This window comes from Oceanobacter sp. ABM4_470, from assembly GCF_056158645.1.
The window spans coordinates 1293844-1315861 of record NZ_JBSWTR010000001.1; the positions used below are offsets into that span (position 1 = coordinate 1293844).

Genomic DNA, 22018 nt, shown 5'->3' on the forward strand with positions numbered 1-22018 from the left:
CCGTTTTTAATCAACTGCTCAATTTCTATCCATTGTGGCCGCCCCTTCGAGGCTAGTGTCCATTTGGCGGCCGTTGATCCATGTTTAAGTGCCACGGACTCCGGGCCATCCCGGCTGGTGCTTGTCGGGATTTCTTGAGAGTGGCCGGGGTAACCATGGTCTTGCGGCCGGCTCCATTTTCGTGTTTTGAACGTGCAGTTGTGCGTTGAATCGTCCGAGCAGCACACCAGCAGGTGCCAGAAAAGACACAATCGACAGTAAATGGCGGGCAGGCAGTATTGAACGGTGCGAGGTGTTCTTGTGGCGGCTGTTTTTCTATTCTTGGCGTTCGAGAGCTGTTCTTGGATAAACCCGCTAACGGTTAAGCCAGAGCTCAGTCAAGCAAGCGAGCAGTTCAACCAAAGAGCAGTTAAACAAACAAAGAAGCCTAAACCCAGGCCCTTAATCAGGAAGCTTGGGGCTATCGTCTGCTTTTAATACTTCATTCGCCGGGGTTTCCAATCCTTCTGCTTTATATAAGCTGATAACCACGTTGTGGTCGTCGGGGCTAAAAGGCTCGTCAGCAATACGAACTCGCGGTTTGCCATCGGCCGAAATCGACATCAAAGGCATGGCGTAGTCTCCGTGCTGCTTTATATAGTCGTCATAGCTGTACTCGTCGCTCAGTCGAGTGGCCTTGATAACGTCGCCTTGCTGTAGGCGATACATAATATCTGTCCAGCTGGTTGTCAGGTCGAACAACGGCCCGGAGTGGTGTTTGCCCACATGGCGGTGACGCCCGGCTTTGCTGTTATCTTCGCTGGTTTGCAGGGCGTAGACCTTGTCGGCGCCAAACTCCTGCGCGTAATACACGGCCGCAAGACTGTTCATGTGTGAGTCGGCAGAAACTGCCAGCATGCGGCCAATGCCGGTCAGGTCGATGCGCTCAGTGGCGTATTCCGATGCGGCATTGCCATAAAAGGTAGCAATGCCTGCCATGCGTACTTTCTGGATTTCGGCGTGTTCGGTGTCGGTCACCAGCACTTTCAGCCCTTGCTTGTTCAGAGCTTCTGCCAGCGCCAGGCTGATCGGGTTGGCACCGACCAGCAGAAAACCGTTGTTGGCTGGTTCATTTACGCCCAGCAGCTTTGCCCAGAGTTTGGCGGTGGCGCTCTGGAAAATAACCGTGCCGAAAATGATGCAAAAGCACAGAGGCACCAGCAGCGAGGCAGATTCGTAGCCCTGCTGCTCCAGCTTGATGGCAAACAGCGCCGAGACGGCTGCAGCAACAATGCCTCGAGGCGCTATCCAACCGAGAAACGCCTTGTCTTTCCACGTTAAAGAGCTGCCAATGGCAGAAATCCATACCGATAGCGGCCGTGCAACAAACTGAACAACAACTAACAAAATCAGCGGAGTCCATCCCAGTCTGAGAATGTCTTCGGGCTGAAGGCGGGCAGCCAACAGAATAAACAGGCCGGAAATCAGCACCAGGCTGAGCTGTTCCTTGAATTCCAGAATCTCACTGATTTCAATGTTCTTCTGGTTAGCCAGCCAGGCGCCCATCAGGGTGACGGCCAGCAGGCCAGACTCGTGAGCTATTAGATTCGACACGCTGAACACCAGCATCACACTCGCCAGCATGGCCAGATTTTGCAGATATTGCGGTAACCAGTTGCGCGAAAGTAACTGCGTCAGCGCCCAGCCCGCCGCGACACCGGCGAGAGTGCCAATGCCAATAATCTTCAAAAATGCGATGGCGCTGTGGGCAATGCCTTCGGCCTGACCGTGGGCAACAAGGAATTCGTACACCACGACCACCAGTAGTGCGCCGATGGGATCAATCAGAATGCCTTCCCAGCGCAGAATATTGCCGAGATCGGCCCGAGGTCGAATGGTCCGAAGCATAGGGGCAATGACGGTAGGACCAGTCACCACGGTGAGGGCGCCAAACAGAATCGACATGGCCCAGCCAAGCTCAAACAGCCATTGGCAAGTCACTGCGATCACCGCCCAGGTTACCAATGCGCCGACGGTAACCAGACCTTTCACCATGCCCTGACGATTGCGAATTTCTTGCAGATCCAGCGTCAGGCTGCCTTCAAACAGGATGACTGCAACACACAGCGATACCAGCGGGAATAGTAAATCACCAAATAAGGCGTCCGGATGTAATACGTCACTGATCGGCCCGGCTATCAGGCCTGCGATGAGCAAAAACAGAATGGCAGGCAAGCGTACTCGCCAGGCCAGCCATTGGCACAGCAAGGCAACGGTAGCGATCAGGGATATATAAATGGCGGTCATAGCGGATGGATTTCCATAAAAGGGGACCGAATCAGGCGTTTAGGGGACATTTATTTAATCCTGCACGGCTCTGCGCGAGTGTTGCCGTTGTTCAGTGCAAGGCGACGAATGCAGCGAAATGACAAGTCCTTTTCAAGTTCGTCAACACAGCACTGGGCGGCGGCAACCCGCGCCCTGCGGGGGCTGCCGGATGATCTCGACTCTGTGTCGCCGACTTTTGACTTGACCCGTCAGGCCTGCAAGTCGGCTTCGTGACTCGAAACCACCCGGTAGCCCAGAGTGAGCACCGGATTAAATAGATGTCCCCTTTAGCCAGTAAACATCAGTATAACGCCTGTTGTAGATAGTCAGCTGCTACTTGTGTTCCGTTGTCGTTATTGGCCTATCCCTCGTTTGGCCAAGCTTCATTGGGCTCCTGATGAGCAGGAAGATTAAGAACAAGAGAAGGTGAAGGGTGTAAAGAAGGTATGTGGCGGAGACGGGGTGAGCGATGCAAAGTTAGGTTGTCTGGCTTGGGTTCTGTCGTCAGGCTGGTATAACAGCGGCAAATGTTTACAGGTTTTACAGACGTGCAATCAAGAATGGTGCGAGGCGAGTCATTGTCTCCTTCTGCAAGAACATCAGCAGTAATAACAGCAACAGGGCCACGAGCGCCAGTTCCGAAACGAGTACCAGCGACGTTGAGTCTGACGTCGGCGCTTGCTGCGGTAATGACGTTGTCTATGGTTTCGGGAGCGGCTTACGCGGACAGTATTGAGCTCTCTCGCCATGTGATGTTTGCCAACATGGACATGGAAGCCAGCAGCGAGCCAGTGTCCATTCGGGATATGGTGAAAGGGTGGGATGGCAGTGTGGAAAACGGCCGATACGCCTGGGCGGATGCGCGACTGCAAGCCGGTCTCGCCGCCGTTGATCGGTTTGGTTCACGCTGGATGATCGGTTGGCAAAAGCGCTGGCACTATGACCTGACCTTTTCCGACGGCATGGTGCGTTACTACGACGCCTTGGAAAATGGCACAGCGTTATCCGGAACCGAAACATTGAAGCTTAAAGCCAGAACCCTGCAGGCGGAGGGGCCGATGGCGAGCTGGCGTTTTTCGCTGATGGAAAGCCGCTTGATGCTTACGCCGACCGTTAGCCTGTATCAGGTGAGCCAATGGCAATTTGGTGAGCTGAATGGTCTAGCCAGTAGTGGCGACACTGAATCGGCTTCTGCGGTGCTGGACTACCAGTTCAACGAAGACAAAATTCTCGAGTATCAGCCGGACGATTCACCGGGCTATGGCGCTAGCCTCGATGTGAATGCCCGTTGGCAATTGCGTCCGACGACCGTATTGGATGTGGCGGTTGCCGATATCTGGAACCTGTTTCGAACGGAGTCGTCCGGCTACACCAGCGCTTGTGTGAATTTCAATGACCCGGCCGAAACCGTGTGTGACTCGGATGTGACGGCGTCGGGGAAATCCGGAGATAAAGTGTTCTATGGCCGTTTGCGTCCAACCATCACGGCGTCGTTAAGCGAATCCGAATATCAGGCCCGACTGACGCTGCTGAGTCACGGAGACTATCTGCGTGTTGGGGTTGAAAAGGACTTCCGGCTCAACGAACACTGGCGATTGACGACGGCTGGTTACAGTTCGCGGCAGCTGGGATTGGGCGTGGCGAGTGACTGGTTCTCGCTGGCGGTCAAGTCGGACGACTTAAGAGCCGCGTCGGCCCGCGATGCGTCGGTTAACGTATCGATCAATGTACCGCTGGGCTTCTGATCAGTTTTTAGACTGGCCGGTTTGGCGGGATTCAGACAACGAACTGCTGCGCTTGCTGGTGGCGACCTGAAGGGTGGTTTCGCCAGTTTGCTGTGCAGGGGCTGTGTTGTTGGTTACCGCTGCTTGAGCCGGAACGGCAAGATAAGCCGCGGATACCAGCAGGAAGGATTGAACAGATTTTTTCAGGGATGGCGTTTTCATTATTCTCTCGTTGGTTGATGTGCGTGTTGTGAAACGTGTGCTCGCTGCGTGGCATGCTGGCGGGCAATGGTGCGTTTTCGCTTGTAAAGCATGAAGGCAAACGCTGCCAGAACAGCGACGGAAAACAGGCCTTTCAATGCCACTGAAAACACCGGGTTAATGATCCCCAGTGCTGCCAGTAACACGATGGAGGCGACCAGCACCAGAACAAGTGTCCAGGACATAAGCTAACTCCATGAATGTAAGTGTTGGTGAATGAGATGGGGTTAATTTACTAAAGTTCAAACAATTTCGTGATTTATTTGATTAATCAGACTGATTTTTATCTCGGTGTTCGCTTGGTGGAACAAAAGGAGGCGATTGTATCCATGTGGGCCACCAGCAAATAAGTTGGTTTGTTGTGTTTTGATCTCAATATGCCTGGCTGCTGACAGATGCGTGTGCAGTTGGCCACGAATGTTTCATCAAATCCGGTATGATGGGCGGCCACACGTTGCGGCCAATGGAAAGAGGGCGCAGCCCCTTGCTTGTTGGTGATCGTTAGAGAGTTTCATGTACCTGAGTCATTTCGGCCTTGAGCGGTTTCCGTTCTCGATTGCCCCCGACCCATCCCTGCTGTTTCCATCGAAGGGCCATCAGGAAGCATTGGCGCATTTGCACTACGCCTTGACTGGCCACGGCGGACTGGTGTGTCTGACCGGTGAAGTGGGCACGGGTAAAACCACTCTGTGCCGGGCGTTTCTTGAAACCGCTCCCGACAACATTCGCACGGCCTATCTGTTTAACCCGCAGCTCAATCCGTTGGAGCTGCTGCAAGCGCTGTGCGATGAACTGGAAATTTCGTATCAGGACGATGATCAGCAGCAGGCGCTCTATAAAAAGCTCAATGCTTTCTTGCTCGACTGCTATGGCAAGGGGCAGCGGGTTATTTGTCTGGTGGATGAAGCTCAGGCGATGCCTGCACCGACCTTGGAGCAAATTCGACTGCTGACCAATCTGGAAACATCAGAAGAAAAGCTGATGACGCTGATTCTGGTTGGTCAGCCAGAACTGCGTGAGTTACTGCTGCGTCACGAACATCGGCAGTTGAATCAGCGCATCACCGCGCGTTATCACCTGGACACTCTGGCTCAGGCAGATATCGAAGGGTACTTACGGTTCCGCTTGGAAAACGCGGGTGGCCCGGGCGATGTATTTGAACAAGCTGCGGCCCATCTTATTTGGCAGGGCTGTAAAGGCATTCCGCGGTTGATCAACAGCGTTGCAGACCGTTGCCTATTGGGGGCATTTGCCCAAAGCCGCACACAGGTAAGTGAGCAAACCGCCATGCAGGCCATGGCTGAAGTGCTGGCCGTTCCGGATTCAATTGCTTTTGTATCGACTCACGTTAATGGTAATGCTCAGCTAAACGCTTCTGCACCGACGACGCCTTCCGTCGGGGAAAATGGTCGGCTGCACGTTAAACGTCTGACTCGTGCGGTTTGGGCGTTAACGGTTGTTTTGGTTGTTGCCATTGCAGCGTTGCTGTTGCCGGGGCAGTCGACGGTTTCCCAGTGGCGTCAAGCGCTGGCAGCTTGGATTGCGCCTCAAACAGAACGTGCTGACTCAGTAGCCTTGTCGGCCACAGAATCTCCAGAAGGTACAGCAGGCTCGGGAGAAGGGCAGTCCGGGTCTGGTCATTCAGAGTCTGGGCTTTCAGGAGCACGGCTTGGCGACCAATTGGCAGAAAATGACCAGGCAGCACAAAAAACAAACAACACTCAAGCAACGGCGATTTCAAACCGTCAGGATGCGATTACTCGTCGATTGAGCGACCAAATGGGACTTGGGCAGCTGGATTGCGCGGAATTGTCCCAGTTTGGATGGCAATGTTTGTGGGTTCAGTGGCCGTTATCGCAATTGCAGCCGCTGCAACAGCAAACGGCAGTGAATGTGTCCGGTCAGTGGAAACTGTTCGACGATGGTGTGCCACAGCTGCCCGGCGAGTATCCGGCGCTGGTTATTTGGCAACCGTTGCAGGAATACGAACGAGCGATTCAGCCGGGTCAGCGTTCGCCAGTGGTGCAGTGGGTGCGTCGTGCGTTGGACATTGATTGGCATGGTGATTGGCAGGTTGTCAGCCCGGACGGGCAGGCGGCCACCGGATTGGACCCACAACTGTACGATCCGCTGCTGGCGATTGAAGTGGCCAAGTTCCAAGTGGCTAATGGACTGGATGCTGACCGCATTATTGGGCCGCAAACACTGGTGTATTTGCAGCGCCAGCTGTATCTCGACCAACAAGCAGGCGAAGACGCAGGCCACAATCCGAATCCGGACTTTGATGCCAAAATCATTGCAGACGAGGACAATGGCTGATGTCTTACGTTCTTGATGCTTTGAAAAAAGCCCAGTCTCAACGTCAGCAGGATGCCTCTCAGCACCCGGCCTTGGCGGCTTTAAACGACGAATCACAATCAGGCGATGACCCGCAAGCAAATGCTCAGGCGGCGGATGTGGTGGTTGCTCGCTTGCCATTCGGGCTGGTGGTGTTGGTTGTTGCAGTGTTGGTGTTGCTGGTGGGCTTTACCTGGTGGATGAATTCGCCATCAGACGTGCAAAACTCTGCTGCAACGGAATATAGCGTTGCCGTTGATGAACCTGTTGAATCATCAATCAAGGCACCTGAGCCGACTCCTCAAGCCGCTTCCACTAATGCGCCGCCGTCGATTCCAATGGCTCCGGCAGCAGTTCCTGCTGAGCCTGTACCTGTCGAACTTGATGCTGAGCTCGCTGCCAGGGCAAATGCAGCACCAGCTGTAAAACCGGCAAAAGGTGTTATCGGCGCCATTGCATTAGCCGAGCCAGTCAGTAGCCGCCCGTTGCAGCCTCCACGTGCAAAAGCTGTTGGTGAAGAGGCTGTTGGGGAAGAACCGGCTGTTTCTGATGCAGTTTCCCGCACTGCGGCTGAGACAGCCCCTGAAACAGAAACGACGACTGCAAAAATAGAAACCCGTCGTTTGCCACCGTACAGCTCGTTGCAGAAAATACCGACACTCACCATTACCGGCCATTTGTACGCCAGCGACCCAGCATCGCGCAGCGTCACCATGAACGGTCGGGAATGGTTTGAAGGCGAGCCCGTTAACCGGGACGTCACACTGGAAGAAATCACCCGCGACGGCATTGTGCTTGCCGTTGACGGTTACCACCTCAATGTCAGTCGTCGACGCGGCTGGCAAGCCATTGAGTAACTCCGTGCTAAGCAAAGAATCAAAAGAAAGAATTCAGGCGCTCTACCGAGAACTGATCAAAGCGCTCGACCTCAAACCGCGTTATGGCCAGCGAATGATGATCGCTGAAATCGCCAAGGCACTGGGCTCGGTCTCGGCCGACGAAAAGGGCGAACGCACCAACGATGCGGGCATCGTGGTGGTGGAAGCCGGTACCGGTACTGGTAAAACGCTGGCGTACTTGCTGGCGTCGTTGCCGCTGGCCATCGAGCAGGAAAAGAAGCTGCTGATCAGCACCGCCACCGTGGCGCTGCAAGAGCAGATTCTGGACAAGGACCTGCCGAACCTGAAAAAAAACATCTCGCTGCCGTTTAATTTTGCGCTGGCTAAAGGCCGTGGTCGTTATTTGTGTCTGACCAAGCTCGATAAATCCTTGCAGCAGCTGTCCGGCATTCTCTCGACCGTCGATCTGTTCGAGCAGACGCCGGAAGAGCAGGATCGCGAGTTGTACGAAAACATGCTGATGAAATACGCCAGTGGCCAGTGGGATGGCGACCGCGACCGTTGGCCGGAAGAAATTGAGCAAAGCCAGTGGAGTCACCTGACGGCGACCCATCGGGAATGCTCCAACCGCCGCTGCCCGGAATTCGACAACTGTGCTTTCTTCAAGGCCCGCCAAGCCATGGAAGATGCCGATATTATTGTGGCTAACCACGATTTGGTGTTGTCGGATTTGAGCCTCGGCGGTGGTGCAGTATTGCCCGCGCCTGAGAAAACCATCTATGTGTTCGATGAAGGCCATCACCTGGCCGACAAGGCATTGAACCACTTCCGGCTGGAATTTGGCGTACGGGCCCAGCGTCAGTGGCTGAAACAGCTGGAAACCGGCATCGAGCAATTTGTGGCCGCCACAGGCCTGCCGCCAGCGTTGATGCATTCCTTGCAGGAAGCACCGGGACATTGCCGCGAGCTGCAAAGCCATTTCTCGCTGATGTGGCCGTTGGTGTTCGATCTGTTGGGCGAAGGCGACCGCATGCGGTTTGAATTTGGCCGCACGCCGGAGAACCTGCGCGACCTACTGAACAACATCAAAGCGCCGTTGCAACCTTTGCTGCAAGGGCTCGACAAGCTGGTGGACATGCTACAGCAGTCATTGGATGCCAAGGGCGAAGGGGAATTTAGCCGCGATATTGCCGAAAGCTGGCAAGCACCGATGGGCATGATGCTGGCGCGCGCAGAGACCCTTTGGGAAGCCGTTACATGGCTGGCCGCAGAGGAAAAAGAAGGCGAACTGCCCGTCGCCCGCTGGATCGCCAAAACGCCGTTTGGTGAAGATTGGGACATCAAACTCAGTGCTTCGCCCATTGCCGTGGCTGACCAGCTGCGCAAAAACCTCTGGTGGCGCTGTCATGGCGCGGTCGTGACCTCTGCCACGCTGACGGCGTTGAACAGCTTCTCGAACCTCGCGTGGGAAACCGGCTTGCCGGATTGGGCCGGTTTCCACCGGGTGGCCAGTCCGTTCGATTATCCGAACCGCGGCACGCTGGAAGTGGTGCAACTGGCCTCTGACCCTAAAAGTGACCAGTTCCAGTCCGATGTTGAAGACTGGATGCGCAACAACATCGACAAAACCCAGGGGACGCTGGTGCTGTTCAGCTCCCGTGCCCAGCTGGAAGCCACTCGCGACACCTTTATTCGCGACTGGTACGAATATCTTCTGTGCCAGAACTTTATGCCGAAAAGCGAAATCGTTCGGAAGCACAAGGAACGCATCGACGGCGGCAAGGGCAATGTGATTTTTGGCCTCGCCAGTTTTGCCGAAGGCATCGACTTGCCGGGGGAATACCTTACCCACGTTGTGATCGTGAAAATCCCGTTTGCTGTGCCCGACGACCCGATTCAGGCAGCGACCAGTGAATGGCTGGAAACCAGGGGCCGCAACCCGTTTATGGACCTGACACTGCCCGCTGCATCCATTCGCTTGGTGCAGGCCACCGGTCGTTTGATTCGTAAGGAATCCGACACCGGCAAAGTCAGCATCCTCGACAAGCGCCTGCTATCCAGCCGCTACGGCAAACTGCTGCTCGACGCACTGCCGCCACTGAGAAGGATCTAATCTGGTCGTGTAGGAGGGATTTTAATCCCGATTGGTTACCGATTTCGCGATTGAAATCGCTCCTACAGGCATGGGGATAGTAGGAGCTTTGATGTATTACGCCTTCGGCTAATACATCCTACGTTACAGCGTAAGCTGAACCCGTAGGAGCTGGCTTGCCTGCGAGTCGTTGGGCGTGGCCCAACCTACAGGTTTTCGCCGACATAGGATGGTGCGCTTGCGCCCATAAAAGTAAAAAGCCAAACTCTTTCGAATTCGGCTTTTTCATTTTTGTCTAAACGTGGGCCAGCTCTCGCCAGCCCCAAATCACTAAATAATCAGCGGCGGTAACGCTTGGTGATATCACCGTAGGCGTCGACACGACGGTCGCGGAAGTATGGCCAGATGCGGCGCAGTTGTTCGGTGCGGTCCATGTCGATGGTAGCCAGTAACACCTGTTCGGTTTCGCGGTCGGCCAGTGCCAGGTATTCGCCCTGGCCGCCGGTGATGAAGCTGTTGCCCCAGAACAGGATGCCGTCGCTGGCGCCGCTTGGGTCGGCTTCGTGGCCAACGCGGTTGATGGATACCACGGGCAGGTTGTTAGCCACAGAGTGGCCGCGCTGCACGGTGACCCAGGCGTCGGTCTGGCGTTCGTTTTCGTCTTTTTCTTCCGCTGGTTCCCAGCCGATGGCGGTTGGGTAAATCAGGATGTCGGCGTCGGCCAGCGCCATGAGGCGGGCGGCTTCCGGATACCATTGATCCCAACACACCAGCACTCCTAGTTTGCCGACGGAGGTTTCAATAGGTTCGAAGCCCGGTTCGTCGGCGTCGCCCGGAATAAAGTAGTACTTCTCGTAGAAGCCCGGGTCTTCCGGGATGTGCATCTTGCGGTAGAAACCACACAGTTCGTCGCAGCGGTCAAATACAATGGCGGTGTTGTGGTACACGCCCTTGGCACGACGCTCAAAGATCGAGCCGACCAATACGATGTTCAGCTCCGCGGCCAATGCGCCTAACCGCTGGGCGGTGGGGCCGTCGAGTGCTTCGGCAAGGTCAAAAATGTCGGCAGCTTCGTGCTGGCAAAAGTACGGGCCAGCATGAAGTTCCTGCAAGCACACCAGTTCAGCACCGGATGCAGCCGCTTCGCGCACCAGTGCTTCGGTTTTTTCCAGAGTGGCTTCTTTGCTGCCATGAAACGCCTGTTGCACGGCGGCGACGGTGAGGTGTTTGCTCATTTGGGCTTCTCGCAATCAGGCTTTGACGGTGGATTCAGGCGTATGGATCTGCATGGTCAGGCAATGCAGGGAGCCATATTGTTCGACGACAGGGCGACAGTTGATCGGGTGCACCCAATGGTTCGGGAAGGCCTGCATGATGCGTTCAACCGCGACAGTATCTTCCGCTACACCATACACGGGCAGCAATACGGCGTTGTTGATGATCAGGAAGTTCGCGTAGGTGGCCGGCAGACGGTCGCCGTCGTCGCTGTATACCGGTGAAGGCAGTGGCAGTGGCACCAGAACGTATGGGCTGCCGTCGGCCTGACGCAGCTGTTGCAGCTCTTGCTCCATGGCATGCAAGGATTCGTAGTGGTCGTCGGACTGGCGTGCCTGACAGTAGGCGATGGTGGTCGGGTTGCAGAAACGCGCCAGTGTGTCGATGTGAGCGTCGGTGTCATCACCTTCCAAATGGCCGTGCTTCAGCCATAACACCCGTTCGATACCCAAAGACTCTTGCAAGCGGCTTTCAATGTCTGCACGTGACAGCGATGGATTGCGGTTCGGGTTCAGCAAGCAATGCTCGGTGGTCAGCAGTGTGCCTTTACCGTCGGTCTCCAGACTGCCACCTTCCAACACCATGTTGCGCGGTTCCATTGGCAATGGGCCTTTGCCGAAACTGTATGCCTGTAGGGCATTCAGTCGGTTGCTGATCTGGTTGTCGAAATCGTGTTCGTATTTGCCGCCCCAGCCGTTGAACTGAAAATCAACAAAGCTCAGCTTGCCGTCCAGATAGACGCTGATTGGGCCATGGTCGCGGGCCCAGGTGTCGTTGTTCTCAACCTGGAAAATTTCGACCTGCTTGTGGTTCTGGTACAGGTGAGACAAACGATTGCAGTCCTGCGGGTTACCACAGCTGATAATGACATTCTGGTGCTGGCTGATGGCCGCAACCAGAGCATGAAATACCGGCTCAATACGTGGCAGGAATGGCGCCCAGTCGCTGGTACGGGTAGGCCAGGTGAGTTGGACGGCGGTTTGGGCTTCCCATTCCGCGGGCATGCGTTTGTTCAATAGACCGATCTCTTTCTTACGGTTTTTGTGGCTTTGCCGGAACCCTTGTGAGGTGGGCAAATCTGAAAGCGCGATTATGGCAAGTTTTGTCGTCAGGTACAGATGCGGACAGGTAAAAATCCCTGACCGGTGGGCGTGGACCGATAATTGGTTGCGGCTGCACCGGCTTTGGCTTTTGGACTGGCTTGGGGCACACTTGCGCAGCGTTTCAGGCTTGGTCGGCAACCAGTACTCGGAACCCGCTTTGATAGCAGGATTCGACGCTGGTTGCTGGCTTGGCGAATGGGTTTATGTGATTGGATTTTTGTAGGGACAGGAGCAGTACACTTTATGGCATTGTCACCGGGCAAGTTGCCGCTTGGGATTGGTCTCAGGTATTTGGCGGCCAAGCGCCGCAATCATTTTATTTCGTTTATTTCGGCGTCTTCCATGGTGGGTATGACGCTGGGCGTGGCGGTGCTGATCATTGTGTTGTCGGTGATGAACGGCTTTGACCGGGAATTGCGCCAGCGCATTTTGGGCATGGTGCCTCATGGGGTGATTTATCAGCCGGGTGGTATCGCCGATTGGCAGGCGTTGGCCGATGAGGTGAAGCAGTTTGATGGCGTCGAAGCCGTTGCGCCGCTGACCCGGTTGCAAGGCATGCTGGGCGTGAACGGTCGTGTAAAAGGCGTGATGCTAACTGGCATTGAGCCTGCGGCGGAGCGCGATGTGTCGATTTTGCCAGACCATATCAAATCCGGTGCTTTGGAAGATTTGCAGCCGGGCAGTTACAAGGTGCTGCTGGGGGATTTGCTGGCTCGTAATCTGGGGGTTGCCAAGGGCGACAAGATTACGCTGATGCTGCCGGAAGCGACGATGAGCCCGGCCGGTGTGATCCCGCGAGTGCGTCGTCTGACTGTCGCGGGTACTTTCTCGGTTGGTGCCGAGCTGGATGCCAACCTCGCAGTGATCAATATTGTTGATGCCGGCAAGCTGGGTCGTATTGGTGGTGAGGCTGAATCCTTGCGGGTGAAGCTGGACGACTTGTTCGAGGCGCCGGAAACCGTCTGGCGAATCGTCAACAACCTGAATGGTTACGCCTGGGGCAGCGATTGGACTCGTACGCACGGCAATCTGTTTGCGGCCATTCATATGGAAAAGCGCATGATTGGTTTGTTGCTGTTGATGATTGTTGCCGTGGCTGCATTCAACATTATTTCCACTCTGGTCATGGTCGTGACTGACAAGCAGGCGGATATTGCCATTCTGCGTACCATGGGCGCGCGCCCTCGAACCATTATGGCCATTTTTATGGTGCAGGGTTTGTCGATCGGGCTGGTGGGCGTTGTACTGGGAACCGCATTGGGTGTTCTGGGTGCTCTGACCATCTCTGATTTGGTGGCCTGGGCTGAGAATGCCTTCGGCTTCAAGATACTGAGCGCCGATGTGTACTTTATTTCTTACTTGCCTTCGGAGTTGCTGCTGAGCGATGTCGCCGTTATTACCGGCTCGGGTTTGCTGCTGAGCTTCCTGGCGACCCTTTATCCATCTTACCGGGCGTCCCGGGTTCAACCTGCGGAGGCGCTGCGTTATGAGTAATCCGGTATTGCAAGCGAATGGCTTGCTGAAAACCTACACCAGTGGCCCGCAGTCGGTCACGGTATGGAAGGACGTCAGTTTCGATCTGAATGCCGGTGAGACCCTCGCCATCGTTGGTTCTTCAGGTTCTGGTAAAACCACCTTGCTGAATGTGCTGGGTGGGCTGGATACCGTTGATGCGGGGGAGGTGGTCATTGGTGGACAGTCGATTCAGGGGTTGAATGAAACCCAACGCACCCTGCTTCGTAATCAGCAGCTCGGGTTTGTGTACCAGTTTCATCATCTGTTGCCGGAATTCACCGCGTTGGAAAACGTGATGATGCCGTTGCTCTTGGGTGGTCTGTCTCGCAAGCAATCCGAAGCGCGCGCACTGGAATGTTTGTCGGCACTGGGCATGGCCGAGCGAGGACAGCATAAGCCAGCGGAACTGTCTGGTGGTGAACGTCAGCGTGTGGCGATTGCCCGCGCCTTGGTGAATCGTCCCAAGCTGGTGTTAATGGATGAACCTACCGGAAACCTGGATCAGCAAACCGCAGCACAGGTAGAAAGCCTGATGCTGGAGCTGATTCGCACCAGTGACACTGCGTTTGTACTGGTAACGCACGATGAAGCGTTGGCCTCGCGGATGGATCGCTGTATGCGTTTGAAAGATCAGACGCTGGTTTTGGACGGCAGTGACGCGAGTCGCAGTGAAGTGAGCTGAAGGAAGTGAATTGAAAGACGCTTACTGCAAAAAGCAAACTGTATAAAAAAGCCCGCTGGTGATCTTCATCAGCGGGCTTTTTGTTGTTTGGAATGTCGTGTTTGCCGAGTGGGCTTATTTGGACTGGTTTTGCGAGTCGGTCCGGCCAAACCGATGCTTACGCTTCTTCCAGCTATCCCATACGTGCTTGCGCCAGAACCAGTCAACAATGACGTAACCCAGCACGCCGGCAATAATGCCTGCTGCCAGTGAGCCAACCAGTAACGGTTCCCACACTTGCGACAGCTCCGATAGCACCCAGTCGACGGTCAATTCAATGTGAAACTCGCGGTGCGGCGAGTTCAGAATCCAGGTGCCAAACAGATAGGTGCCGTAAAACAGCGGTGGTATCGTAATCGGGTTGCTTACCCAAACCAGCCCAACGGAAATGGGCACATTGGCGTTGGCCCAAAAGGCGAACAGGGCGGCGATGCCCATTTGGAACGGCATCGGCAAAAAGGCAGCGAACAAGCCAACCATAAAGGCACGGGATACCGAACGGCGATTCAGATGCCATAGATTGGGATTGGCAAACAAGGGCGCCAAAAAGCTCAGGGACTTATTGGCCTGAATGTCTTCCGGACTTGGAAAGACGCGTTTGAAAAATTTCTTGGGCATGAAACCGGCCGTTAATGCAATGCGGCGCGATTATGCCGACTCTGCCATGGAGTGGCAATGGAATACCTGTTTCTGACTGCTGCGTTGGGTGTCATTGTTGGCGTCCTCCTCTCCGAGCTATTGGCCCAATGGCTTTGGCTGCCGCTGTTGGGTGTGTTTACTGCGGTTTTGTTCGCATTTTTTGTGGCTTTGCGACCTGGACGGACTGTTCGTGCACCGGGCTTTTTACAGCGCTGTTTAACTCGTTTTCTAAACCGTCCCTGGCTGATTCTTGCCGTGTTGCTGATTCTGGTTGTTTCTGTGGTTCGGGGGCATATGTGGCTACAGCAGCAATTGCAGCATCGACTACCGCCGTCGCTGGATCGCATTCAATGCCGGGGCGTGTTCTGGATTGAATCGGTAGAGCCCCAACCCCAAAGTACTTCTCCCTACCAAAATACCGATATTCACCACGCTTCCGGTAACGGCTATACGCCGTTCATTCTTGCCCGACAGAAAGCTCGTGTGGTGGTCGATCACTGGATTGATTGTCCGGAAGTCTCTGTTCGTAAGCTGGACCTGTCGTTGTATCGCTCGGCCTTTCGGATGCAAGCCGGTGATCACATTACGGCTACCGTCAGGCTTCGTGCGCCGTTTGCGATGTTGAATGGCTTGTTCTTCGACTATGAGGCCTGGGCGATCCAGAAAGGTCTGGATGCGCGGGGCTATGTCGTTGCCAGAGCAGGCGGGATTCGTTTGTCAGAGCAAGTCATCAGGCCGTCGCTGCATCAGCAATGGGTTGGGCTGGTGGAGGCTTTTCGTTCTCAGGCTCAGACGGTTTTGATTGATCCGCTACCAGACAATGCCCAGCGCTGGGTGAAAGGTTTGGTGTTTGGTCAGCAAGATGCCTTTGATAGCGAACACTGGCATCTGGCCAAGCAAACAGGAACCGTGCATTTGCTGGTGGTCAGCGGGCTGCATATGGGCATGGTTGTGCTGGCCGTCGTCGGGCTGGTTTCAATTCTGCTTCGAGTAGTGGGGCTGTTTGTTCCTTTGAAGGTCGGTTGGCGGCATTGGCTTCAAATTGTGCTGGTGGTCATGCTGTCGGCGGCGTTTGTGTTGCTGGCTGGGGCGGGAATCGCCTTGATACGATCCTGGTTGATGGTGCTGGTCGGGTTGTTTGTATGGCAGCGCGGGCTGCGAGTGCCGGTGCCTCTGGCGATTTCTGTGGCCGTGGCGGTGGTCTTGTGGGTCAATCCCATGATGTTCATGGCCGCTGGGTTCTGGTTGTCGTTTGGTGCGGTTGCTCTTTTGCTGATGTTGCTACGAGGGCGTCGGTTAACGGTTATGGGTGCTGCGTTGGTGCCTCAATGGCTGGTGTTTGTGGGACTGGTGCCGCTGTTGCTGCTCGTTAATACCGGTCAGCCCAGTGTGTCGGTGGTTGCCAATCTGATTTGTATTCCCTTGATGACCCTGTTGCTGTTACCCGCGGCGCTGCTGACGGCCTTGCTTTCTGCACTGTCTAAAATGCTGTGCGGAGCGCTGTTTGGGGGCGTTATCGGAAGTGCGCCAGGTACGGAGCTGATCATAGGCTGGCTCGATGTTATCTGGGGATTTCTGGATGGGTTCTGGTGGCAGCTGCTGCAATGGTTCGCCAGCTTGCAGTGGTCCGTGCTGTATCAACTGCCTTGGCCCGGTGTGCTCGGCTGGCTGTTACTGGTTGTGTTGGCTTCAAGGCTGGTGTCGCCGGTATGGCTGACTCTGATGCAAGTGATAGCGCTGGTCATGTTGGTATTAGCGCCGCGGCAGAATCCCGTTGGAGTGTATTTACTGGATGTTGGGCAGGGGTTGGCTGTTATAGCGAGTGGTCGTGAGGGTTCGTTGGTTTACGATCTGGGCTATGGCAATCGCGATGGGTTTTCAATCGCTGAGCGTGTGTTGATTCCACGCCTGGACAGTCATTCGCACGCAGAGGTAAATACCTTGGTGCTGAGTCACGCCGACAAAGATCACGCCGGTGGTTTGTCGGCCTGGCTGCAACGTTACCAGAATGATATTCAACGGGGTCGACAACAGTTGGTGGGAGGTGAGTCCGCCATTGAGTATTTGCCGCTTTTACCACAGCGCCAGCATTCGCTGGTGGAATCCCACATGATGTCTTGCCACAAACAGGGGACGACGCTGTGGCATTCGTTGGGTGGGTTGGACTATCGGTTCTTTCCGGTTGCTGAACGCAAACGACAGAATGGCAATGACAGTTCGTGTGTTATGCAATTAAGGCTTGGTCAGGTTCATGTGCTGTTGCCGGGGGATATTTCAACCTCGGTGGAGCGGCACCTGGTGGATGTGTACGGTGATGAACTGGCGTCCGATGTGCTGGTGGCAGGTCATCACGGCAGTGGGTCCAGTTCGCATAAGAATTTCATTGCGGTGGTAAATCCGGCTCAGGTCATTGTCTCTGCGGGCTTTGGCAATCCCTATAAACATCCTCACCCAAAGGTTATCGAACGCTTGTCAGATAGTGTTGTCTATCTCAGCTGGAAAACGGGGCTGATTTCCCTTGCAGCCGACGGCAAATTGCACACCTTTTCATCAGTTTGGCAGCCGCCCTGGCGGCAGAGCCGATAAACTGCCGGGCGCAGTTCTATTGAGCTTGCGCTCAGTCTTACTTGTTCGAATTGGCTTGTGCTAGAGTAGCGCGCAAATTGACTTACGGAGAGCGTTTCCATGTTCGAGATCATCCAGAGTGGTGGTTGGATGATGGTGCCGATCATTATCTGTTCGGTACTGGCACTGGCAATCAGCGTTGAGCGTTTCTGGACCCTGCGTCCGTCCAAAATTGCACCGGCCGATCTGTTGGCTCAGGTGTGGGGCTGGATGAAGGGCAAACAGTTGAATGCGGAACGCATTAAAGAACTGCAGGACAGCAGTTCGCTTGGACGTGTTTTGGCGGCGGGCCTGGTTAATTCCCGTCACGGCCGCGACATCATGAAAGAAAGCATCGAGGAAGTGGCGTCTCAGGAAATCCACGAAATGGAACGCTACCTGAACGCATTGGGCACCATTGCTGCCATCGCACCGCTGCTGGGCTTGCTGGGTACTGTGATCGGCATGATCAAGGTATTCAACGAAATCATGATTCAGGGTACGGGTAACGCTGGCTTGTTTGCTGGTGGTATTTCCGAGGCGCTGGTGACCACCGCTGCGGGTTTGATTATTGCCATTCCAGCGCTGGCGTGTCACCGCACCCTGCAACGTCGGGTTGATGAAATTGTCGTGTTTATGGAGCAGGAAGCCCTCAAGCTGGTGGACGTTCTGCACGGTGATCGTGAAGTGGTTGATGGTAGCGCTGAGGTTAAAAAGTGAACTTCAAACGCCAGCGGCGAGAGGAGGTCACGGTTAACCTCACGCCATTGATCGACATTGTGTTTTTGCTGCTGATCTTTTTCATGGTTTCTACCACCTTCAAGGAAGAAAGCCATCTGAACATCGATCTGCCGGAGGCCAGTGCTGAGCCTTCCAATGCGCCAGCAGAAGCTATCGAAATTGTGGTTTCGGCCGAGGGAACGTATCAGGTAAATGCCCAGTCGCTGGTGAACCAGCAGTTGGATACCTTGCGTCGCGCGATTCACAAGACCCTGAATGGTCGTGAATCCGCCCCCGTCGTGATTACCGCTGATACCAAAGCACCGCACGGTGCCGTGGTAAAAGCCATGGATGCGGCAGGCCAGCTTGGGCTGGTTAACTTGAGCATCACCACACAGCAGGACCCGGATGAGCGTTAAAAAAGACCGCAAACCTTCCCCGGACGCAAATACCCGCGAACTGTATGGCCGACTACTGAAGTATGTTTGGCCACACAAGGCGGCGTTTTTTGTGTCCATCATCGGCCTGGCGTTGTTTGCCTCGGCCCAACCGGTATTGGCCCATTTGATGGGCATGGTTGACGATACGCTGAGTAATCCAACCGATGCCAAGGTTTATACCGTTATCTTTTTCCTGATGGGTACCTTCTTCTATCGGGGTATTGGTACCTTTCTTGGTAAGTACTTCATTGCGATTGTTGGCCGTAACGTCGTGCACTCACTGCGCGTCGATCTGTTCAATAAAATGAGCAGGCTGCCGAGCAGTTACTACGACTCTGAATCCAGCGGCCGCCTGATCTCCCGCGTCACGTTTGATGTCGATCAGGTCACGGGGGCGTCCACTCGCGCTCTGACCACTGTAGTGCAGGAAGGTCTGACTGTTATTTTCCTGATGGGCTATCTGATTTACCTGGATGCCACGCTGACGCTGGTGTTTTTGGTGTTGGTGCCATTCATCGTTGCCGTCGTGGCCATGGCCAGTCGGTTCTTTCGTCGCTATAGCCGCCGGGTGCAAAACTCGGTTGGCAATGTGACGCAGGTTACTAATGATTCCATCAAGGGTTACCGCGACGTTCGCGCTTTTGGTGCCATCGACTACGAACAAAGCCGCTTCGAGAAGGCCAGTGCCTACAACAAGAAGCAGGCACTGAAGTTCGATTTTACCAGTGCGGTGAGTGTGCCCCTGACGCAGCAAATCGTGTCGATTGGTCTTGGGGTGATGGTATTTATCATGTTCCAGCGGGTGGTGTCCGGATCGATGGGCAGTGCGGATTTCTTCCAGTTCATTACTGCAGCATCCCTGATCGCCAAGCCGCTGCGCTCTTTGAGCGACGTCAATGCGGTTATTCAGCGTGGCATGGCGGCAGCTGAGTCCATTTTTAATGTGATGGACGCCAAGGAAGAAAATGACAACGGCACCAAGGAGCTGGGTCGTGTGGCCGGGCGTGTGGAATTCCGTGATGTATCGCTGGTGTATGGCAACTCTGATGTGCCGTCGGTGGATCACGTCAGTGTCGATATTCAGCCGGGCACTTCGGTGGCTCTGGTGGGCAAGTCAGGCAGTGGCAAGACCAGTCTGGTGAGCATGCTGCCGCGCTTTTACGATGTGACTTCGGGTGAAATTCGTTTCGACGGTGAAAACATCAATGAGCTGACGCTTGAAAACCTGCGCTCTCAAATTGCGCTGGTCAGTCAGCAGGTCACGCTGTTTGATGGCACAGTGAAAGAAAACATTGCCTATGGCGCACTGCGTCATTGTTCTGATGAAGAAATTCGTGCGGCGGCCAAAGCGGCTCATGCCGATGAATTTATTGATCAGCTGGCTTATGGCTACGACACGCAGTTGGGTGACAACGGTGTGTTGTTGTCTGGTGGTCAGCGTCAGCGCATTGCCATCGCTCGGGCGATCCTCAAGAACGCACCGGTATTGGTGCTGGATGAGGCAACGTCAGCGCTGGATACCGGTTCGGAGCGCTACATTCAGGCCGCGATGGAAGAAGTGATGAAGGGTCGAACCACCTTTGTGATTGCGCACCGTCTGTCCACCATTGAAAGCGTTGATCGTATTCTGGTGATGGACAGTGGCCGCGTAGTCGAAGACGGCACTCACGATGAATTGCTGGCTCGCCAGGGTGTTTACTACCAATTGCACCAAATGCAGTTCAGTGCCGAAGCATCGGGTGATGCCGGATGAGTTTGTTTGACCGCGTGAAGTCATCGATAGAGCAGGGTTGGTACAAGTCCGCCTGGCATAACATTTGGCTGTTGCCGCTGCATTGGCTGTTCTGGTTGGTAGTGCTGGTTCGTCAGGTGGTTTACGCCCTGTTTCCACCCAAGGCTGTGCACGCACCTGTGATTGTGGTCGGTAACGTCAGTGTTGGCGGTACTGGCAAAACTCCGTTGATCACCTGGTTGGTCGAGCGTGCCCATGCTCAGCGCCTGACTGTGGGTATTGTCAGTCGGGGTTACGGCGGCAAGTCGGACAAGTACCCGCTATGGGTGGGGCAAGACACGCTGATCTCCCAGTGTGGTGACGAACCCTGGTTGCTACACAACCGCCTTGGTTGTCCTGTTGTGGTTGATCCGGTTCGTCGTCGGGCGGTTGAAGCATTGACCGGTAAGGTCGATATCATTCTGAGCGATGACGGATTGCAGCATTACTCCATGCCTCGTGTGGCCGAAATCGTTGTGGTGGATGCCAAGCGTGGGCTGGGTAATGGCTGGTTGTTGCCGGTTGGCCCGCTGCGTGAGCCCGCCGCCCGTTTGCAAAACGTAGATTGCGTGATCCGTAACGGCGAAGATTTTGTGCTGGAGCCTCAGGGGCTAAAAAATGCCAAAACCCTGAGTGAGATGGAGCCTTCGGCGCTGCAAGGACAGAAAGTGCATGCGGTTGCTGGCATTGGCAATCCTGGCCGCTTTTTCCAAACCCTGCGTGATATGGGGATGGAGCCAATCGAACATGCGTTCGGAGATCATCACCCCTTTGTGGCTGATGACCTGAAATTTGAAGATGAACACCCAATTGTTATGACTGAAAAGGATTGGGTGAAATGTCGGGGTCTGGTAGAGGACAATGCCTGGTTTGTGCCGGTTGATCCGGTGTTCAACAAGGCCACCCGCCGTAAACTCGACAAGCTACTGACTACCTGGGGAGAAAAAAGAAATGGATAAGCAATTGCTGGCCATGTTGGTGTGTCCTGTGTGCAAGGGCAAACTGAAGTATGAAAAAGACGCCCAGGAACTGATTTGCACCTTTGATGGTATAGCGTTTCCAATAAGTGATGGCGTGCCTGTGATGCTGGAAGGTGAAGCACGTCGCCTGTCTGCTGAAGAAAAGATCGAGCGTTCTGATAGCGCCAAAGCGGGTGCAGGCGAATAATGGATCGTCCGATTCGGGTGCTGTTTGTTTGTTTGGGTAATATCTGTCGGTCGCCCACTGCTCATGGTGTGTTTCTCAAACGCGTTGCGGACGCCGGTCTGGCCGACCAGATTGAAGTCGATTCTTGCGGCACCGGTGGTTGGCACGTTGGTGAAAAGCCGGATCGTCGAGCCACGACGGCGGCAGCTAGCAGGGGCTATCAGCTGGACTCCTTGCGGGCGCGCCAGCTGACCCTCGAGGACTTTGGTTTTTACGACTACATACTGCCGATGGATCGCAGCAACATGGCTGATATTCACGGGCTGGCGTCGGGATTGTCGGAGTCAGGCATCAAACAGGATCAGGTTGTGCGGCTGTTTCTGAGTTTTGCTGCTGATGAGTTTGATGAAGTTGAAGTGCCAGACCCATATTACGGTGGCGATCAGGGCTTCGAACATGTGCTGGATTTGATCGAGTCTGCCGCAACCGGTTTGCTGGCAGATATACAGGCGCGGATGTAATCC

Annotated in this window: 19 protein-coding genes; 13 read left to right on the forward strand and 6 right to left on the reverse strand. The window is 54.8% G+C overall.

Annotated features, from left to right (window positions below; all coding sequences use genetic code 11):
- Positions 1-441: 441 nt before the first annotated feature.
- Positions 442-2286 (reverse strand): cation:proton antiporter, encoded by a 1845-nt coding sequence (locus ACXADJ_RS05730; RefSeq protein WP_475063969.1) that lies wholly within the window; start codon positions 2284-2286, stop codon positions 442-444.
- 716 nt (positions 2287-3002) lie between these two features.
- Here ACXADJ_RS05730 and ACXADJ_RS05735 point away from each other — a divergent pair.
- On the forward strand, positions 3003-4052 hold the full coding sequence (locus ACXADJ_RS05735) for a hypothetical protein (protein ID WP_475063972.1): 1050 nt from the start codon (positions 3003-3005) through the stop codon (positions 4050-4052).
- On the opposite strand, the gene ACXADJ_RS05740 is transcribed toward ACXADJ_RS05735, so the two are convergent.
- Together ACXADJ_RS05740 and ACXADJ_RS05745 are read right to left on the reverse strand one after the other, a co-directional pair.
- Positions 4053-4253 carry a hypothetical protein gene (locus tag ACXADJ_RS05740; RefSeq protein WP_475063974.1) on the reverse strand — a complete coding sequence of 67 codons (201 nt, stop codon included), beginning with the start codon at positions 4251-4253 and terminating at the stop codon, positions 4053-4055.
- A complete protein-coding gene (locus tag ACXADJ_RS05745) occupies positions 4253-4477 on the reverse strand; it encodes a hypothetical protein (protein ID WP_475063976.1) in 225 nt (74 codons plus the stop codon). The genes ACXADJ_RS05740 and ACXADJ_RS05745 overlap by 1 nt, the downstream gene beginning before the upstream one ends.
- A 328-nt stretch (positions 4478-4805) precedes the next feature.
- Here ACXADJ_RS05745 and ACXADJ_RS05750 point away from each other — a divergent pair, with 328 nt between their 5' ends.
- From ACXADJ_RS05750 to dinG, 3 genes are read left to right on the forward strand one after another with little or no spacing between them, the layout of a single operon-like run.
- A complete protein-coding gene (locus ACXADJ_RS05750; protein ID WP_475063978.1) occupies positions 4806-6611 on the forward strand; it encodes an ExeA family protein in 1806 nt (601 codons plus the stop codon).
- Entirely contained in the window at positions 6611-7486 is an 876-nt protein-coding gene (locus ACXADJ_RS05755) for a general secretion pathway protein GspB (protein ID WP_475063980.1), read from the forward strand. The genes ACXADJ_RS05750 and ACXADJ_RS05755 overlap by 1 nt, the downstream gene beginning before the upstream one ends.
- Positions 7449-9581, forward strand: coding sequence for an ATP-dependent DNA helicase DinG (gene dinG, locus ACXADJ_RS05760; RefSeq protein WP_475063982.1), 2133 nt, complete (start codon positions 7449-7451; stop codon positions 9579-9581). The genes ACXADJ_RS05755 and dinG overlap by 38 nt, the downstream gene beginning before the upstream one ends.
- A 317-nt stretch (positions 9582-9898) precedes the next feature.
- On the opposite strand, the gene ACXADJ_RS05765 is transcribed toward dinG, so the two are convergent.
- Together ACXADJ_RS05765 and ACXADJ_RS05770 are read right to left on the reverse strand one after the other, a co-directional pair.
- The gene (locus tag ACXADJ_RS05765; RefSeq protein ID WP_475063984.1) at positions 9899-10795 is read right to left on the reverse strand and encodes a carbon-nitrogen hydrolase; all 897 of its coding nucleotides are present in this window, start codon (positions 10793-10795) and stop codon (positions 9899-9901) included.
- A 15-nt stretch (positions 10796-10810) separates the two neighbouring features.
- Entirely contained in the window at positions 10811-11839 is a 1029-nt protein-coding gene (locus ACXADJ_RS05770) for an agmatine deiminase family protein (protein WP_475063986.1), read from the reverse strand.
- A gap of 342 nt (positions 11840-12181) precedes the next feature.
- Here ACXADJ_RS05770 and ACXADJ_RS05775 point away from each other — a divergent pair, with 342 nt between their 5' ends.
- Positions 12182-13432: a lipoprotein-releasing ABC transporter permease subunit gene (locus ACXADJ_RS05775; protein WP_475063990.1), complete on the forward strand. Its 1251-nt coding sequence runs from the start codon at positions 12182-12184 to the stop codon at positions 13430-13432.
- Positions 13425-14135, forward strand: coding sequence for an ABC transporter ATP-binding protein (locus tag ACXADJ_RS05780; RefSeq protein ID WP_475063992.1), 711 nt, complete (start codon positions 13425-13427; stop codon positions 14133-14135). Before ACXADJ_RS05775 ends, ACXADJ_RS05780 begins: the two co-directional genes overlap by 8 nt.
- Positions 14136-14249: 114 nt before the next feature.
- On the opposite strand, the gene ACXADJ_RS05785 is transcribed toward ACXADJ_RS05780, so the two are convergent.
- Positions 14250-14792: a DUF2062 domain-containing protein gene (locus tag ACXADJ_RS05785; protein ID WP_475063994.1), complete on the reverse strand. Its 543-nt coding sequence runs from the start codon at positions 14790-14792 to the stop codon at positions 14250-14252.
- Positions 14793-14849: 57 nt separating this feature from the next.
- Here ACXADJ_RS05785 and ACXADJ_RS05790 point away from each other — a divergent pair, with 57 nt between their 5' ends.
- The 7 genes from ACXADJ_RS05790 (at position 14850) to ACXADJ_RS05820 (ending at position 22015) form a co-directional block, all read left to right on the forward strand.
- Complete coding sequence (locus tag ACXADJ_RS05790; protein ID WP_475063998.1) at positions 14850-17399, forward strand: DNA internalization-related competence protein ComEC/Rec2; 2550 nt, start codon at positions 14850-14852, stop codon at positions 17397-17399.
- A 99-nt stretch (positions 17400-17498) separates the two neighbouring features.
- Complete coding sequence (locus tag ACXADJ_RS05795) at positions 17499-18137, forward strand: MotA/TolQ/ExbB proton channel family protein (RefSeq protein WP_028293486.1); 639 nt, start codon at positions 17499-17501, stop codon at positions 18135-18137.
- A complete protein-coding gene (locus tag ACXADJ_RS05800; protein ID WP_028293487.1) occupies positions 18134-18556 on the forward strand; it encodes an ExbD/TolR family protein in 423 nt (140 codons plus the stop codon). The genes ACXADJ_RS05795 and ACXADJ_RS05800 overlap by 4 nt, the downstream gene beginning before the upstream one ends.
- On the forward strand, positions 18546-20330 hold the full coding sequence (gene msbA, locus ACXADJ_RS05805) for a lipid A export permease/ATP-binding protein MsbA (RefSeq protein ID WP_475064004.1): 1785 nt from the start codon (positions 18546-18548) through the stop codon (positions 20328-20330). Before ACXADJ_RS05800 ends, msbA begins: the two co-directional genes overlap by 11 nt.
- A complete protein-coding gene (gene lpxK / locus ACXADJ_RS05810; RefSeq protein ID WP_475064006.1) occupies positions 20327-21307 on the forward strand; it encodes a tetraacyldisaccharide 4'-kinase in 981 nt (326 codons plus the stop codon). Before msbA ends, lpxK begins: the two co-directional genes overlap by 4 nt.
- Positions 21300-21515 carry a Trm112 family protein gene (locus tag ACXADJ_RS05815; protein ID WP_475064008.1) on the forward strand — a complete coding sequence of 72 codons (216 nt, stop codon included), beginning with the start codon at positions 21300-21302 and terminating at the stop codon, positions 21513-21515. The genes lpxK and ACXADJ_RS05815 overlap by 8 nt, the downstream gene beginning before the upstream one ends.
- The gene (locus ACXADJ_RS05820; RefSeq protein ID WP_475064010.1) at positions 21515-22015 is read left to right on the forward strand and encodes a low molecular weight protein-tyrosine-phosphatase; all 501 of its coding nucleotides are present in this window, start codon (positions 21515-21517) and stop codon (positions 22013-22015) included. The genes ACXADJ_RS05815 and ACXADJ_RS05820 overlap by 1 nt, the downstream gene beginning before the upstream one ends.
- Positions 22016-22018: the final 3 nt, after the last annotated feature.

What these genes read in the sequence shown, in the direction of transcription:
- ACXADJ_RS05750 (WP_475063978.1), top strand. Translation starts at nt 4,806, where the DNA reads ATGTACCTGAGTCATTTCGGCCTTGAGCGGTTTCCGTTCTCGATTGCC.
- ACXADJ_RS05755 (WP_475063980.1), top strand. Translation starts at nt 6,611, where the DNA reads ATGTCTTACGTTCTTGATGCTTTGAAAAAAGCCCAGTCTCAACGTCAG.
- ACXADJ_RS05795 (WP_028293486.1), top strand. Translation starts at nt 17,499, where the DNA reads ATGTTCGAGATCATCCAGAGTGGTGGTTGGATGATGGTGCCGATCATT.
- ACXADJ_RS05765 (WP_475063984.1), bottom strand. Translation starts at nt 10,795, where the DNA reads ATGAGCAAACACCTCACCGTCGCCGCCGTGCAACAGGCGTTTCATGGC.
- dinG (WP_475063982.1), top strand. Translation starts at nt 7,449, where the DNA reads ATGTCAGTCGTCGACGCGGCTGGCAAGCCATTGAGTAACTCCGTGCTA.
- ACXADJ_RS05815 (WP_475064008.1), top strand. Translation starts at nt 21,300, where the DNA reads ATGGATAAGCAATTGCTGGCCATGTTGGTGTGTCCTGTGTGCAAGGGC.
- ACXADJ_RS05745 (WP_475063976.1), bottom strand. Translation starts at nt 4,477, where the DNA reads ATGTCCTGGACACTTGTTCTGGTGCTGGTCGCCTCCATCGTGTTACTG.
- msbA (WP_475064004.1), top strand. Translation starts at nt 18,546, where the DNA reads ATGAGCGTTAAAAAAGACCGCAAACCTTCCCCGGACGCAAATACCCGC.
- ACXADJ_RS05785 (WP_475063994.1), bottom strand. Translation starts at nt 14,792, where the DNA reads ATGCCCAAGAAATTTTTCAAACGCGTCTTTCCAAGTCCGGAAGACATT.
- ACXADJ_RS05770 (WP_475063986.1), bottom strand. Translation starts at nt 11,839, where the DNA reads ATGCCCGCGGAATGGGAAGCCCAAACCGCCGTCCAACTCACCTGGCCT.
- ACXADJ_RS05740 (WP_475063974.1), bottom strand. Translation starts at nt 4,253, where the DNA reads ATGAAAACGCCATCCCTGAAAAAATCTGTTCAATCCTTCCTGCTGGTA.
- ACXADJ_RS05730 (WP_475063969.1), bottom strand. Translation starts at nt 2,286, where the DNA reads ATGACCGCCATTTATATATCCCTGATCGCTACCGTTGCCTTGCTGTGC.
- ACXADJ_RS05775 (WP_475063990.1), top strand. Translation starts at nt 12,182, where the DNA reads ATGGCATTGTCACCGGGCAAGTTGCCGCTTGGGATTGGTCTCAGGTAT.
- ACXADJ_RS05780 (WP_475063992.1), top strand. Translation starts at nt 13,425, where the DNA reads ATGAGTAATCCGGTATTGCAAGCGAATGGCTTGCTGAAAACCTACACC.
- lpxK (WP_475064006.1), top strand. Translation starts at nt 20,327, where the DNA reads ATGAGTTTGTTTGACCGCGTGAAGTCATCGATAGAGCAGGGTTGGTAC.
- ACXADJ_RS05790 (WP_475063998.1), top strand. Translation starts at nt 14,850, where the DNA reads ATGGAATACCTGTTTCTGACTGCTGCGTTGGGTGTCATTGTTGGCGTC.
- ACXADJ_RS05820 (WP_475064010.1), top strand. Translation starts at nt 21,515, where the DNA reads ATGGATCGTCCGATTCGGGTGCTGTTTGTTTGTTTGGGTAATATCTGT.